Source organism: Brachybacterium sp. UMB0905, from assembly GCF_002871795.1.
Classification (GTDB): domain Bacteria; phylum Actinomycetota; class Actinomycetes; order Actinomycetales; family Dermabacteraceae; genus Brachybacterium.
In genome coordinates this window covers 182,748-197,531 of the sequence record NZ_PNHL01000002.1, presented here as the reverse complement: position 1 = coordinate 197,531, position 14,784 = coordinate 182,748, and the positions used below count along the sequence as shown (strand labels likewise).

Sequence of the window (14,784 nt, the reverse complement as noted above, 5' to 3'; positions counted from 1 at the left end):
GGGATAGGCTGACCTCATCCGTATCACCCGACCGTGAGAAGGCTGGCGATCTCAGAGTGTCACAGCAGACACAGGACTCCGAGCACGCGGAGTTCGGCCCGAATCAGTGGCTCGTGGACGCGCTCCGCGACCAGTGGCGACAGGATCCCTCGAGCGTCGATCCGAGCTGGGCGGAGTACTTCGCCGACAGTGGGCCGAGCGATGATGCGACCCCCGCCGTCGATAACTCCTCCGGCAAGAGTGCCGGCACCCCCGATCCCGCGAAGGAAGACGCTGCCGTGAACGAGGACGCCCCGCAGGCTAAGCCGGAGCAGACGCCGCAGAAGGCCTCGGCCTCCCAGGAGGAGCCGCGAAAGGAGAAGTCGGCACCGGCACCGCAGAAGTCTGCGACGGCGCAGAAGCCCGCCGCGAAGCCGACCCCTAAGGCGGAGCCGTCGGTGTCCACCACCTCGGACCGCCCGGCGAAGGTGCCCACCACCACGGCGCAGATCCCCGCCGTGGAGCTGCGTGAGCCCACGCCGCAGAAGCTGCGCGGCCCCGCCGCCGCCGTGGTGCGCAACATGGATGAGTCCCTCACCGTGCCCACCGCCACCTCGGTGCGCGACGTGCCGGTGAAGCTGCTGTTCGACAACCGGATGGTCATCAACAACCACCTCAAGCGCAAGCGCCTGGGCAAGGTCTCCTTCACCCACCTGATCGGTTGGGCGATGATCGAGGCGATCACCGAGATCCGGGACATGAACAACGGCTTCGACGTCGATGAGAAGGGCAAGCCCCTGCTCCTGGAGCGCGAGGACATCAACTTCGGTCTCGCGATCGACATGCCTCGCCCGGACGGCTCGCGCGGGCTGGTGGTGCCGAACATCAAGGCGGCGCAGCGCTTTGACTTCCACGGCTTCTGGCGCGCCTATGAGGAGGTCGTCAAGAAGGCCCGGGCCGGCAAGCTGACGATGGACGATTTCGCGCACACCACCGTGTCGCTGACCAACCCCGGCGGTATCGGCACCGTCCACTCCATTCCCCGCCTCATGAAGGGCCAGGGCGTGATCGTGGGTGTGGGTGCGATGGACTACCCCGCGCAGTTCCAGGGCGCGAGCCCCGCCACCCTCGCCGAGCTCGCGGTCTCCAAGGTCATGACCCTGACCTCTACCTACGACCACCGCATCATCCAGGGCGCCGCCTCCGGCGAGTTCCTCAAGGCGATGGGTGACAAGCTGCTGGGCAAGGACGGGTTCTACGACCGGGTCTTCGCCTCCCTGCGCCTGCCGTACCAGCCGGTGCGCTGGGTGCCGGACAACCCCTTCGAGCACACCGAATCCGAGCGTCTGGCCCGCGTGATGGACCTGATGCACGCCTTCCGCGTGCGCGGGCATCTGATGGCCGACACCGATCCGCTGCAGTACCGGGTGCGCACGCACCCGGACCTGGATGTGGAGACCTACGGGCTGACCCTGTGGGACCTGGACCGCTCCTTTCCCACGCGGGGCCTGGGCGGTCACGAGGAGCTGACCCTGCGGGAGATCCTCGGGCATCTGCGCGATGCGTACTGCCGCACCATCGGCGTGGAGTACATGCACATCTCCGATCCGGAGGAGCGCGCCTGGATCCAGGAGCAGATGGAGACGCCGCGCACCGCGTTCTCCAAGGACGAGCTGACCCACATCATGGATCGGCTCAACGCCGCGGAGGCTTTCGAGACCTTCCTGCAGACGAAGTTCGTGGGCCAGAAGCGCTTCTCCCTCGAGGGCGGCGAGTCCGTGATCCCGATGCTCGATGCGGTGCTCGCCGGAGCCGCCCGGGAGGGCTTGGACGAGGTCGCGATCGGGATGTCCCATCGCGGGCGTCTGAACGTGCTGTCGAACCTGGCCGGGAAGAGCTACGGCCAGATCTTCCAGGAGTTCGAGGGCAATTACGGTCAGAAGCTCGGCTCGGGGGATGTGAAGTACCACCTGGGCACCGAGGGCACCTACACCTCGCGCGACGGCGCGAGCACGAAGGTGTACCTGGCGGCGAACCCCTCGCACCTGGAGGCTGTGAACCCGGTGCTTGAGGGCATTACCCGCGCCAAGCAGGATCGCCTGGAGCGGCCGGAGGAGTTCCCGGTGCTGCCGGTGCTGCTGCACGGCGATGCCGCTTTCGCCGGCCAGGGTGTGGTCACCGAGACGTTGAACCTCTCGGAGCTGCGCGGCTACCGCACCGGCGGCACGATCCACGTGATCATCAACAACCAGATCGGCTTCACCACGTTGCCGGATTCCTCGCGCTCGTCCTTCTACTCCACGGACGTCGCGAAGTCGACGCAGCTGCCGATCTTCCACGTCAACGGCGATGATCCCGAGGCCTGCGTGCGGGTGGCGGAGATCGCCTTCAGGTTCCGCCAGAAGTTCCACCGCGACGTCGTGATCGACATGGTCTGCTACCGCCGCCGCGGCCACAACGAGGGCGATGACCCGTCGATGACCCAGCCGGAGATGTACCGCCTGATCAACGACAAGCCCTCCACCCGCAAGCTGTACATGGAGGCGCTGATCGAGCGCGGCGACCTCACCGAGGAGGAGACCGAGGGGCTGGTGCGTAACTTCCAGGAGCACCTGGATGAGGCCTTCGCCTCCACTCGCGAGGGGGCGGGCGAGCAGGACTCGCGGCAGAGCGTGCAGGGTCTCGAGCTGCCCGAGTCCCAGCAGGGCGAGGGCGGTCAGCGCGAGGTCTCCACGGCTGTGGATGCCGCGGTGCTGCAGCGCATCGGCGCCGCGCACGGCGAGGCTCCCGAGGGCTTCTCCGTCCATCCGAAGCTCGCCCAGGTTCTGGCGCGCCGTGAGCAGATGGCCACCGAGGGCAATATCGACTGGGCCTTCGGCGAGCTGCTGGCCTTCGGTTCGCTGCTCATGGAGGGCAGGCGCGTGCGCCTGGCCGGTCAGGACTCGCGCCGCGGCACCTTCGTGCAGCGTCACAGCGTGCTGATCGACCACGAGAACGGCGATACGTGGACGCCGCTGTCCTACCTCAGTGAGGGCCAGGCACGGTTCAACGTCTACGACTCCTCACTCTCGGAGTTCGGGGCGCTCGGCTTCGAGTACGGCTACTCGGTGGAGAGCACCGACTCGCTCGTGCTGTGGGAGGCGCAGTTCGGCGACTTCGTCAACGGCGCGCAGACCATCATCGACGAGTTCATCTCCGCCTCGGAGCAGAAGTGGGGCCAGCGCTCCGGTGTGGTGCTGCTGCTGCCGCACGGCTACGAGGGCCAGGGGCCGGACCACTCCTCCGCCCGCATCGAGCGCTTCCTGCAGCTGTGCGCGGAAGACAACATGCGCGTCGCGATGCCCTCCACCCCGGCGAGCTACTTCCACCTGCTGCGCCGGCAGGCACTGTCCGAGCCGCGCAAGCCGCTGATCGTCTTCACCCCGAAGTCGATGCTGCGCAACAAGGCGGCGGTCAGCTCCGTCGAGGACTTCACGAGCGGTCACTTCGAGCCGGTGCTGCCCGATACCACGGTGGATCCGAAGGATGTCCGCCGCGTGCTGCTGACCTCCGGGAAGGTGTATTGGGATCTGGTGGCGCGCCGCGAGAAGCTCGGCATCACCGATACCGCGATCGTGCGCGTCGAGCAGCTGTACCCGCTGCCCACCGAGCAACTGCAGCAGGTGCTCGAGACCTACGGCGACGTGCCGCTGACCTGGGTCCAGGAGGAGCCGCGCAACCAGGGCGCCTGGAGCTTCATGGCGATGAACTTCATCCTGCAGGTCGGCCGCACCCTGCACGTGGTGGCCCGTCCGGCCTCCGCCTCACCGGCGACCGGCTCGAACCAGGCGCACAAGCAGGAGCAGGAGGCGCTGCTCGAGGAGGCCTTCGCGGACTGACCTGGCCGCGGCCCCGGTTCGCCCCGGGGCCGCGTGCGCGTCTAGAGTTGGCCCTTCCCATCCCCGGCCCAGGAGGTTCCGGTGCAGTCACAGCCCACGTCGTCCACCCCGGCCCAGGAATCCCGCATCCGCGTCATCGCCCTGGGCGATGAGCTGCTCGCGGGTGTGGGCGATGCCCGGGCCCTTGGCTGGTTGGGCCGTGCCGTGGCCAGTGAGCAGGGCACCAGCAGCCGCATCGACGTGTTCTCCGCGGCGCTGCCGGAGGAGACCTCCGCGGAACTCGCCGAGCGGTGGAGCGCCGATGTGGAGCGCCGCTTCTCCCGGGACGGACAGGCCGATGGCAGCATCGAGCACCGGGTGGTGCTCGGGATGGGGCGCGCCGATGTCGCCGCCGGGGTATCCCTGGCCCGCTCGCGCCTGAACCTCGCCAAGGTCCTCGACGGCCTGGAGCGGCTGCGCATCCCCGCCTTCGTGGTGGGCCCTGCACCGAGCCGGGATCCGGGGCTGAGCGCCGGGATCCAAGATCTGTCCGGGGCCTTCGAGGATGTGTGCTCGCGGCGCCGCATCCCCTATGTGGACACCGTCGGCGGGCTGACCGGCCATGAGCAGTGGGAGGGCGACCTGGCGCGCTCTGCCGGGGACCATCCGGGGCAGACCGGCTACGGGCTGATGGCCTGGCTGGTGCTGCACGGTGGTTTCGGGGCGTGGCTGGGGACCTCCGCCTGAGCAGCACACCACCCGCCCCACTGCTGTGTGAGCTCGGTGACGAGCAGACCGTCGGCCCTGCTGCGGACCATGATGCGGGCATGCTCCTGTGGCACAATTGCCGGGTTACCCGGGCGAAGGAAGGAGAGCGTGATGAGCAAGCGAGGCCGCAAGCGCAAGGCACGTCGCAAGAACAGCGCGAACCGCGGTAAGCGCCCCAACAGCTGACCGTGGTCGCCGCGTGCGACGCACCGGCCCATGACAAGCGGCCCCTCCCATCTGGGAGGGGCCGCTTGTCATGCGTGCACGGTCAGCGGGCGGGGCCGCTGCGGCGCGTGGTGGTGCGGGTGACGGTCACGGAGGTGCCATCGGCCCCGGTGCGCGTGACGGTGACACTGCGGCACTGCAGGACGATGCGGTCGCGCAGCCCGGAGGGAGCTCGGTCTGCGCAGCTGCGTCGCACCAGCTCCTTGAGCAGCTGCAGCTGCTCCCATTCCTCGGCGCATTCGGGGCAGTCCGCGGTGTGGCGGCGCATGCGCTCCACGGTCTCGTGGGGCAGCTCGCCATCCAGTGCTTCATGGAGACCGAAGCGGAGGTCACGCCCGGCGTCGCCGGCGGGGGCATCCTGGTTCGTGCTCATCGCTCCTCCTCCGTTGCGTCCGTGGTGGTCGTGGTGGTCGCTGCTGTCGCGTCGGTCTCAACGGTCCCTGCCCCATCGGGGGCTTCGCGCAGGAAGCCGCTCGAGCGCGCGTAGTCGGCGAGCTTCTCGCGCAGCTGGCGCCTGCCGCGGTGGAGGCGGGACATGACGGTCCCGATGGGAGTGTCCATGATCTCCGCGATCTCCTTGTAGGCGAAGCCCTCCACATCGGCGAGGTACACCGTCATCCGGTAGTCCTCGCGCAGCTCGCCCAGCGCCTCCTTGACGGCGGTGTCCGGCAGGTGGTCCAGCGCCTCATTCTCCGCCGAGCGCAGCCCCCGACTGGTGTGCCCGGCGACCTCCGCGAGCTGCCAATCCTCCACCGTGTCCGTCCAGGACTCCTTGGGGCGGCGCTCCTTCTTGCGGTACGCGGAGATGTAGGTGTTGGTCATGATGCGGTACAGCCAGGCGCGCATGTTCGTCCCCGGCGTGAAGCGGTCCTGGGCGCGGAAGGCCTTCACGAAGGTCTCCTGCACGAGGTCCTCGGCATCGTGCGGATTGCGGGTCATCCGCAGGGCGCCGCCGTAGAGGGAATCGAGGTGGCTGAGGGCCTCGGCCTCGAAGTCGAAATCGGCGACGTCGCGCTCCGCTGCTGCGTCGGCCCGCAGCGGATCCTCGGTGGCGAGGGTGGTGTGATCGGTGCTCATCACCGATGAATCTACGGCACCGCGGCTCATCGGGGCATCCGGACAGGACGGCTCACGCTCCAGCACGGCTGCGGCCATGGGCGACTCCTGAGGAGCTCGAGACGGATCGGTCCCGGGCGGGATGATCCGGGCGGGCCCGCGCGATGCGCGCCTCGATACGGCAGCTCGCGTCGAGGCTCGTATCGCGTGTATCGCGTGCTCCGCCGACCAGTTCAACGTGCCGGGGGCGCGGATCATTCCCTGGGCGGTAGTCTGGTGCGCGGTGACCAGGATCGCTCCCGGTCACCGGCAGTGCCCCCATCATCAAGAACGTGAGGACATCATGGCTCTGGTCCGACGCATCGCCCGTCCCCTGCTCGCCGCCCCCTTCGTCTTCGAGGGCGTGCGCACCGCCCTGCATCCCGAGCGGCAGATCGACGTGTTCCCGCAGGCCTTCGAGGCCGCGGACAAGTCTCTCGCCGGGGTCTCGCAGGTGCCGTCGTTCCTGGATATGCGCACCATCGTGCGGGCGACCGGGGTGGTCGCCGCGGGTGCTGGCCTGATGTACGCCACGAACCGCTGCCCGCGCCTGGCGGCGGTCACGCTGCTGGCCACCACGTCGGTGGGTTGGGCCGGCCGCAAGCGCGTGTGGGAGCTGCGGGGCGAGGATCTGACCGGGGAGATCCAGTCGATCCTCACCGACGCCGGCCTGCTGGGCGGCGTGCTGCTCGCGGCGGTGGATCACGACGGCAAGCCGTCGCTGGGCTACCGCGCGGAACAGTTCATCGAGCGGTCCCAGAAGAAGGCCGCCAAGACCCAGCGCGACCTCGAGAAGAAGGCCAAGGGCGCCGTCGGCAACGCCCAGAAGCAGCTGGCCGCCCAGCGCGGCTGAGCGCCGTGCCGTCGGAGGTGCTGTGGAACGCACCGGTCGCCGACCAGCCGGTCGACGCCCTGGTGCGGGTTCCGGGGTCGAAGTCGCTCACGGCCCGCTGGATGCTGTTGGCGGCCGTGGCCGATGGGCCCAGCTGTCTGCGGGGTGCCCTGGCCTCCCGCGACACCCGGTTGATGCGGGATGCCCTGGAGCGGCTGGGAGTGCATCTGTCCGTCCGCGACGGTGCGCTGCACGTCGAGCCGATGCCCGAGCCGGGGTCGGGCGAGGATGCCGCGCCGGTGGAGATCCATACGGGCCTCGCCGGCACGGTGATGCGTTTCGTGTCGCTGCTGGCGGCGTTGCATCGCGGGCAGGTGCACATCACCGGGGATGATGCCGCGCTCGTACGCCCCATGCACGCGGTGATCTCGGTGCTGCGGCAGCAGGGCACCCAGGTCACCGAGCACGGTGAGGCCGGTCATCTCCCGATCACGGTGCACGGCACCGGGCGGCTGCCCGGGGGCCGGATCGAGGTGGACGCCTCCGAGTCCAGCCAGTTCCTCTCCAATGTGCTGCTGGTCGCGGCGCGGGCGGAGCAGGATGTGGAGCTCGTGCACGTGGGTGAGACCCTGCCCTCGCTGCCGCATGTGGAGATGACCGTGGAGACGCTGCGCACCGCGGGCGTGCAGGTCGAGCACGGCCGCGATGACCAGGGCCGACACACCTGGCGCGTGGCCCGCGGGCCGATCAGCGGCGGGCAGGTGACGATCGAACCGGACCTGTCCAATGCGGGGGCGTTCCTCGCCGCGGCCGTGGTCACCGGCGGGACCATCGCAATCGCCGACTGGCCCGAATCCACCACCCAGCCCGGGGACTCCTACCGCGAGCTGCTCACGCGGATGGGCGCCGAGGTGTTGCGAGAAGATGACGAGCTGTGCGTGCGCGGCACCGGCACGATCCGCGGGATCGACGCCGACATGTCGGCCGTCGGCGAGCTGGTCCCCACCATCGCGGCGCTGTGCGCCCTGGCGGACTCCCCCTCCCGCCTGACGGGGGTGGCGCATCTGCGCGGACACGAGACGGATCGTCTGAAGGCCCTGGCCACCGAGCTGACGAAGGTGGGGGCGCAGACCCGGGAGCTTCCCGACGGGCTGGAGATCGTGCCCGGTCCGCTGCGCGGCAGCGTGTTCGAGACCTATGAGGATCACCGCATGGCCACCGCCGGGGCGATCATCGGTCTGCGCGTGCCCGGGATGCAGATCGTCGATGTGGGCACCACGCAGAAGACCCTCCCGGACTTCGTGGGGATGTGGCTGTCGATGCTGCATCCCGAAGCGGCCCCCGATGATGGGGTGGAGTCGGCGTGAGGCGTCCGCTGCGGGACTACGACGAATCGGATGTGCGCATCCGCCCGAATCGTCGCGGTTCCCGTCCGCGCACCAAGGACCGCCCTCGGCATGAGGATGCGATCACTGCGCGGGTGATCTCCGTGGACCGGGGCCGCTGGCGCACGATCGTGGACGCCGGCACCGAGCAGGAGCGGGCGGTCACCGCGATGCGCGCCCGTGAGCTGGGCCGCTCCCCCATCGTCCCCGGCGACCTCGTGGGCCTGGTGGGCGACACCTCGGGGCGCGACGGCAGCCTGGCACGGATCGTGCGGATCGCAGAGCGCTCCTCCTTCCTGCGTCGCAGCGCCGATGACGACGATGCGACGGAACGGCCGCTGGTCGCGAATGTGGACCTCATGGTCCTGGTGACGGCCGTGGCCGCCCCCGAGCCGCGCGGCGGCATGATCGACCGCTGCCTGGTGGCAGCATCCGTCTCGGGCATCGAGGCGCTGCTGGTGCTGACCAAGACGGATCTGCGCGACCCTGAGCCGTTCCTGTCCTCCTATGCCCCCATGGGATTGGAGCACGTGCAGACCCGCCGCGTGATCACCGCCGATGGCACGGAGCAGATCGCGGGCCTCGATCAGCTGCGCGAGCACCTGACCGGGCGGGTGAGCGTGCTCATCGGCCATTCCGGGGTGGGCAAGTCCACGCTGCTGAACGCCCTGGTGCCCGGCGCGGATCGCGCCACGGGTCAGGTCAACGACGTCACGGGCCGGGGACGGCACACCTCCTCATCGGCTCTGGCGATGCAGCTGCCCGGCGGCGGCTGGGTGATCGACACCCCGGGGGTGCGCTCCTTCGGGCTGGGGCATGTGGATCCCGAGGATCTGCTGGAAGCCTTCGCGGATCTGGCGCCGCTGGCGGAGCAGTGTCCGCGCGGCTGCACGCATCTGGCGGATGGCCCGGATTGCGCGCTGGATGAGCTGGTGGCCGCCGGGGAGGCCGGCAGCGCGGGGTCCGCGCGGCTGGAGTCGTATCGGCGCCTGGCCACGGTGCTGCGCGCGAACGACCCCTGGGACGTGTGAGCCTCTAGGACGCGTGAACCTGCGAGCTGTGCGAGCCTGCGGGGTGACGGGGCTGCGAGCCGTCGGGGGCTGCAGAGCATGTCGACCTATGCGGCGCAGGCGCGCCGGGCGTGGTACCCGCCGACACGACCCGCGAGCGCCTACTGTAGGGGTCATGCCCTCTCGTTTCGCCGATGACCTGCGCCTTGCCCATGTGCTCGCCGATGCTGTGGATCAGCACACCATGAGCCGCTTCAAGGCCCAGGATCTCGAGGTCTCCACCAAACCGGACCTGACCGAGGTCACCGATGCCGACCGTGCCGCCGAGCAGATGATCCGCTCCCAGCTGCAGCGCTCCCGCTCACGGGACCAGGTGATCGGCGAGGAGTTCGGCACCACCGGCAGCGCAGCCCGCCAGTGGATCATCGACCCCATCGACGGGACCGCCAACTTCGTGCGGGGCGTGCCGGTGTGGGCCACACTCATCGGCCTTGTCGAGGAGGGGCGAACCGTCGTGGGGCTGGTCTCCGCGCCAGCGCTGAACCGGCGCTGGTGGGCGGCGGAAGAGGGCGGCGCCTGGACCGGCTCGCGACTGAGCAGCGCGACCCGACTGCACGTCTCCCAGGTCTCCACCCTCGAGGAGGCCTCGCTGTCCTACTCCTCCCTGCACGGCTGGGCGGACCGCGAGCAGCTGCCGCAGATGCTGAACCTCATGCAGCGGTTCTGGCGCACCCGCGCCTACGGCGACTTCTGGTCCTACATGCTCGTGGCGGAGGGCGCCGTGGATGTGGCCTGCGAGCCGGAGCTCAACCTCCACGACATGGCGGCGCTGGCCCCAATCGTCACCGAGGCCGGAGGGCGTTTCACCTCGCTCGAGGGCGAGGACGGCCCGTTCGGCGGCAATGCGCTGGCCACCAACTCCCTGCTGCATGAGGACGTGCTGGAGGCACTGCGCGGTCGGGACTGAGCGCCTCGGCGACGCCCAGGTGGGGATCGCTAGACTCGACGCGACCGAAACCCCATCGTGAAGGGATCCCATCCTGATGACCGTCAAGCGCGTCGCCCTGCTGACCGCCGGTGGCTATGCCCCGTGCCTGTCCTCCGCCGTCGGCGGCCTCATCGAGCGCTACACCGAGCTGGTGCCGGACGTGGAGATCATCGCCTACAGGCACGGCTACTGGGGCCTGCTGTCCGGCGAGAAGATCGTGGTGGATGACGAGGTGCGCGCCAAGGCGGGCCTGCTGCACAACTACGGCGGCTCCCCCATCGGCAATTCGCGCGTGAAGCTCACCAACACCAAGGACCTCGTCGAGCGCGGCCTGATCCAGGAGGGGCAGAACGCCCTGGAGGTCGCCGCGGACCGCCTCAAGGCCGACGGCGTGGACGTGCTGCACACTATCGGTGGCGATGACACCAACACCACCGCCGCGGATCTGGCGAAGTACCTGCACGAGAACGACTACGACCTGCATGTGGTGGGTCTGCCCAAGACGATCGACAACGACATCGTGCCGATCCGCCAGTCCCTGGGGGCGATGTCCGCCGCGGAGCAGACGAGCGTCTTCGCGCAAAACATCATCGCTGAGCACGGCTCGAACCCGCGGATGCTGATCGTCCACGAAGTCATGGGCCGGGCGTGCGGCTACCTCACCGCGCAGGCGGCCGAGTACTACCAGCAGTGGCACGCTCAGCAGGAGTGGCTGCCGGGGATCGGCCACCGCGCCGAGCGGTGGGACCTCCACGCCGTGTTCCTGCCGGAGCTGAAGCTCGATATCGATGCCGAGGCCGAGCGTCTGAAGAAGGTCATGGACGAGGTCGGCTGCGTGAACATCTTCCTGTCCGAGGGCGCGGGGATCCCGGAGATCGTCGCCGAGATGGAAGCCCGCGGTGAGGAGGTCCCCAAGGATCCCTTCGGCCACGTCAAGATCGACACCATCAACCCCGGACAGTGGTTCGCGGGGCAGTTCGCTGAGAAGCTTGGCGCAGAGAAGGTCATGGTGCAGAAGTCCGGATACTTCTCCCGCTCCGCGAAGGCGAACCCGGAGGATCTGCGACTCATCAAGTCCATGACGGACCTGGCGGTGCAGGTGTCCCTCGAGGGTGGTTCCGGCGTGATCGGCCACGACGAGGGCAATGGCAATGTGCTGCGCGCGATCGAGTTCGAGCGCATCGCCGGTCACAAGTCCTTCGACGTCACCCAGGACTGGTTCGCGAAGGTCATGGAGCGCACCGGCCAGAAGATCGTCCCGGCCGAGCAGCACTGACCGACTGCACGCACCGGGGGCGATGGCTGTGAGGAGCCCAGCGCGATGAGCGTGGACCGTCCCCGCGTGCGGACCTGGCGCCGCACCCTGCACGCGCTCGCCCCCATCGGGCGGGCGCGTGCCGTGCGTCTGCGGGCGGATACCGGACCGCTCGCGCCCGCGGTGCTGCGTCGGCCCCGTCAGGGGCAGGTCGGGGACTGCTGGGTGATGGCCGCGATGCTTGCGATCCATGAGACCGCCCCGGAGCGTCTGCGGGCGATGCTCGAGGAGGACGCCGATGGGGGCGTGCTCGTGCAGCTGCCGACCGTCGCGGAACCGATCCGGGTTGAACGCCGGTATCCGGTCGATGAGCAGGGACGCTGGCTGCACGGCCGACGGGATGGCGCGAACCCCGGCTGGGTGGGAGCGCTCGAGAAGGCCATCGCGCAGCATGTGGCCGGCGGCTACCGCTTCCTGCAGTCCGGCTTCGGCCGGTTCGGGCTGGAGGTGCTGACCGGGCAGCGGGTGCGCTCCATGCTGCGCCTGCCCTCGGCGCAGGAGATCATCAGCTGGCGCGGCGAGCATCGAGCGATCCTCGCCTCTACGCATCCGTTCAGCCCCTCGGTGGCGAGCCCCGTCGGCCCGCTCCCCCGCAATCATGTGTTCGCCGTGGTGGGAGCGGATCCGCGGTCCGGGCATGTGCATCTGCGCAATCCGGGCCGGCCCGGGGATGTGCTGGTGCTGGATGCGGTGAGGTTCCGGCGGGGTTTTCTCTCGGTGGACGTCAGCGCACCGCTGCGGTAAACCGCTCCGGCTCACGGTCCCCACTGGGCGCCAGAGGGTCACTGGCGGGGCGCTGTCGGGACGTCAGCCCTGCTCAGACGGGTGATCGTCCAGTACGCTGCGGTCATGACGGCGAGGGCGAGATCCACTGGCCGGCCCCTGCGGCGATGGCGCCGGGTGCTGGCCCGCATCGGCGTGGGGACGGCGATCCTGGTGCTGCTCGCCGTGGTCGGTTTCTCGGGGTATATGGGTCACCTGGTGGCCCAGGGCGCCGCGCAGAACATGACGCGGGAGGAGACGCTCGCGAACCGTGAACCGTTCCTGCCGGAGGTGGACCGCCTGGCACAGACCTATGAGCTCACCCGCAGCGAGGTTTCCTCCACCCGGTTCGACCACACGATCTCGGTGCTCGAGCTGCGCACCGACCAGCCCGCGCGCGGGACGGTGGTGATGGTCCACGGCATGGGCGGTACGAAGGAGACGGTGATGCGCCCGGCCCAGATGTTCCTCGAGGCTGGTTTCGATGTGGCAGCCCTGGACCAGCGCAACTCCGGGGACAACACGGCGCCCACCAACTCCTTCGGGGTGCTCGAGTCCTACGACATCCTCTACGTGGTCACGCAGGTGGATGAGGGGCTGGAGGAGGGGCAGCTGCTGGTGCTGTGGGGCGAGTCCTACGGCGGGGCATCTGCCGGGATCGCCCTGGGGCGGGATGAGTCGCGGATCGATGCGCTGATCCTGGACTGCCCGGTCGCCGACGGGCGCGTGTTCATCGAGCAGGTGCTGCAGGAGGTCCAGGCCGAGCAGGGGATCCCGGTGGGCTACATGATGGCCGTCGGCACGGTCATGAACCGGATTGAGCACGGCTGGTGGCTGGGCGAGGCGGAGGTCGCGCCGTGGCTCACGAAGACGTCGCGGCCGACGCTGGTGCTGCGCACGATGGCCGATGAGGTCACTCCCCCGCCGATGGGGCAGACGCTCTACGATGCTGTGCCCCATGCGGATAAGCAGCTGGTGACCTCTGAGGAGGCTGAGCATGCGCAGATCCACCGGGACGATGCGGAGCTGTACCGGCGCAGCATTGAGGAGTTCCTGAACGCGCTGTGATGCGCCGCCGCAGCGCGTTCACTCGGTGGCACAGCGCGTTCACTCGGTGGCGTCCGATCCGGTGGCATCGGCGGAGGCATTGTGCCAGGCAGCCGCGTTCGCGCCGGTCTGAAGGTCGATCTCGGCGCGGTAGCTGTACTTCTCCGGCCAGGTGCCGAACGTCGTGAAGCGATTGACCACCAGGTGATAGATCAGTCCGTACTGCTGCGGGACCTCCACATCAGCGATATCGATCTCGAGCAGCGAGCGCTGCTCATCGGCCTGCACCCGGTAGGTGAGGCTGAGCTGGCCGTGCTCGGGGTACGTGGTGATCCAGGCCCTGCCCTCGCTGCTGCGCGCCACATCCGATGGCGGGTCGAAGACCACTTCGGTCTTTCCCACGGCGATGCGTTCGAGGGCGTCACCGGCGAAGAGTTACGTGGTCGGGCCTTCGCGATGGACATCCGTGCCCTCGGCAATGGCGATGCGCGGGAGCTGGTCGATTCCTGCGGGGAAGACCACCATGAGGTCCGCGTGCTCGCTGTATTTCGAGAAGGACCGCCGCTGGCCCTGCATCGGCAGCGGCACCGGGAACGGCGCCAGCTCGATGCTCTGAGAGTCCACGACGACGTGGAACTCGGTGCCGTTCAGCCGCAGGAACTCGAAGTCACGCAGGATGAATAGCGGAAAGGAGACCGGTTCCTGGCTGTCCGCGCCGATGGGTGCCAGCAGCTGCAGGGGCCGCGAGATCGCCGTGGTGGACGCGCTGATGTCCACCTCCCAGCGGCGGTCCCTGTCCACAACTCCGCCAGACAGGAGTCTGCATCCGATGTGGCGGCTGACGCCGCAAGAGAGACACTCCCAGGTGTGGGGCCCGCCTTCGAGTGGGCCGCCACCGCAGGGGCAGGTGTACCAGCCAACCATGTGGTGGGCTCCGGCGCACGAGCACGGAACCAGCATCGCTTCGGCCCAGCCGTCAGGTCCGTGGACAAGCCAGGGGTCGCGAGGAGCGGGTATCGAGATTTCTGTTGTCACGAAGTCGAGGTTGGCATCAGTGTGCGACAGGCGAACTCCCCTCCCTCAGCGGTCGGATCCGCCTCGGTCTCGGTGCAGACCGTAGGGCCTACAGCCCCCTCGAGACGGGGATAGACGGTCCGAAGCACTCAGCCCAAGCCGATGGAGACCACGGCGGCAGCCCTGGCTTCCACGGGAACTGCGGATAGTTCTGAGGATAGGTCCGACGCGTCGGGGTAAAACTAAGGGCCCCTCCCCAGCGTTTCTGCTGGCGAGGGGCCCTTTCTCGTAGCGGGGGCAGGATTTGAACCTACGACCTCCGGGTTATGAGCCCGGCGAGCTACCGAACTGCTCCACCCCGCGGCGACATCGACCACTGTAGGCACGGGCTCAGCGAAGAGTCCAGGCGAACCCCGCCGAACGTGTGCCATCGCACGTTCACGGCCCGTTCACCTGCATGGAGTGTCGGCCGCATCCGCACGCCGCGCATCAACGGGTCGACGCCCG

General features: G+C 69.0%; 14 protein-coding genes and 1 tRNA gene. 10 read left to right on the top strand and 5 right to left on the bottom strand.

All coding sequences use genetic code 11. The features are described from left to right. Nucleotides 1-56 precede the first annotated feature (56 nt). The 3 genes from CJ197_RS02420 to CJ197_RS15835 all read left to right on the top strand — a co-directional run bounded on the left by CJ197_RS02420 (nt 57) and on the right by CJ197_RS15835 (nt 4,790). Nucleotides 57-3,857, top strand: coding sequence for a multifunctional oxoglutarate decarboxylase/oxoglutarate dehydrogenase thiamine pyrophosphate-binding subunit/dihydrolipoyllysine-residue succinyltransferase subunit (locus tag CJ197_RS02420; RefSeq protein ID WP_102235157.1), 3,801 nt, complete (start codon nt 57-59; stop codon nt 3,855-3,857). Nucleotides 3,858-3,938: 81 nt separating this feature from the next. Continuing rightward, a complete protein-coding gene (locus CJ197_RS02415) occupies nt 3,939-4,583 on the top strand; it encodes a GDSL-type esterase/lipase family protein (protein WP_102235156.1) in 645 nt (214 codons plus the stop codon). A gap of 132 nt (nt 4,584-4,715) precedes the next feature. Next, nucleotides 4,716-4,790, top strand: a complete 75-nt coding sequence (locus CJ197_RS15835; RefSeq protein ID WP_369801468.1) for a 50S ribosomal protein bL37 — start codon at nt 4,716-4,718, stop codon at nt 4,788-4,790. 82 nt (nt 4,791-4,872) lie between these two features. Here CJ197_RS15835 and rsrA read toward each other — a convergent pair whose 3' ends face one another. Then, the gene (gene rsrA / locus CJ197_RS02410) at nt 4,873-5,202 is read right to left on the bottom strand and encodes a mycothiol system anti-sigma-R factor (RefSeq protein WP_102235155.1); all 330 of its coding nucleotides are present in this window, start codon (nt 5,200-5,202) and stop codon (nt 4,873-4,875) included. After that, complete coding sequence (locus CJ197_RS02405; protein WP_369801461.1) at nt 5,199-5,906, bottom strand: sigma-70 family RNA polymerase sigma factor; 708 nt, start codon at nt 5,904-5,906, stop codon at nt 5,199-5,201. The genes rsrA and CJ197_RS02405 overlap by 4 nt, the downstream gene beginning before the upstream one ends. Before the next feature lie 322 nt (nt 5,907-6,228). Between CJ197_RS02405 and CJ197_RS02400 the strand changes: the two genes are divergently transcribed. From CJ197_RS02400 to CJ197_RS02370, 7 genes are all read left to right on the top strand, one after another. Further along, complete coding sequence (locus CJ197_RS02400; RefSeq protein WP_102235154.1) at nt 6,229-6,777, top strand: hypothetical protein; 549 nt, start codon at nt 6,229-6,231, stop codon at nt 6,775-6,777. A gap of 5 nt (nt 6,778-6,782) precedes the next feature. Then, entirely contained in the window at nt 6,783-8,123 is a 1,341-nt protein-coding gene (gene aroA, locus CJ197_RS02395; RefSeq protein ID WP_102235153.1) for a 3-phosphoshikimate 1-carboxyvinyltransferase, read from the top strand. Then, nucleotides 8,120-9,172 carry a ribosome small subunit-dependent GTPase A gene (gene rsgA / locus CJ197_RS02390; protein WP_102235152.1) on the top strand — a complete coding sequence of 351 codons (1,053 nt, stop codon included), beginning with the start codon at nt 8,120-8,122 and terminating at the stop codon, nt 9,170-9,172. Before aroA ends, rsgA begins: the two co-directional genes overlap by 4 nt. A 154-nt stretch (nt 9,173-9,326) precedes the next feature. Next, nucleotides 9,327-10,118, top strand: a complete 792-nt coding sequence (gene hisN / locus CJ197_RS02385; protein ID WP_102235151.1) for a histidinol-phosphatase — start codon at nt 9,327-9,329, stop codon at nt 10,116-10,118. Nucleotides 10,119-10,194: 76 nt separating this feature from the next. Continuing rightward, complete coding sequence (locus CJ197_RS02380; protein WP_102235150.1) at nt 10,195-11,415, top strand: pyrophosphate--fructose-6-phosphate 1-phosphotransferase; 1,221 nt, start codon at nt 10,195-10,197, stop codon at nt 11,413-11,415. 45 nt (nt 11,416-11,460) lie between these two features. Beyond that, nucleotides 11,461-12,198 carry a C2 family cysteine protease gene (locus CJ197_RS02375; RefSeq protein WP_199173853.1) on the top strand — a complete coding sequence of 246 codons (738 nt, stop codon included), beginning with the start codon at nt 11,461-11,463 and terminating at the stop codon, nt 12,196-12,198. A 105-nt stretch (nt 12,199-12,303) separates the two neighbouring features. Further along, the gene (locus CJ197_RS02370) at nt 12,304-13,284 is read left to right on the top strand and encodes an alpha/beta hydrolase (RefSeq protein WP_146007688.1); all 981 of its coding nucleotides are present in this window, start codon (nt 12,304-12,306) and stop codon (nt 13,282-13,284) included. 39 nt (nt 13,285-13,323) lie between these two features. Here CJ197_RS02370 and CJ197_RS02365 read toward each other — a convergent pair whose 3' ends face one another. The 3 genes from CJ197_RS02365 to CJ197_RS02355 form a co-directional block, all read right to left on the bottom strand. Further along, entirely contained in the window at nt 13,324-13,665 is a 342-nt protein-coding gene (locus CJ197_RS02365) for a hypothetical protein (protein ID WP_146007687.1), read from the bottom strand. A 33-nt stretch (nt 13,666-13,698) separates the two neighbouring features. Further along, nucleotides 13,699-14,064, bottom strand: a complete 366-nt coding sequence (locus CJ197_RS02360) for a hypothetical protein (protein WP_102235147.1) — start codon at nt 14,062-14,064, stop codon at nt 13,699-13,701. A gap of 502 nt (nt 14,065-14,566) precedes the next feature. Further along, nucleotides 14,567-14,640: transfer RNA gene (locus tag CJ197_RS02355), tRNA-Met, on the bottom strand. Between the last annotated feature and the right edge of the window lie 144 nt (nt 14,641-14,784).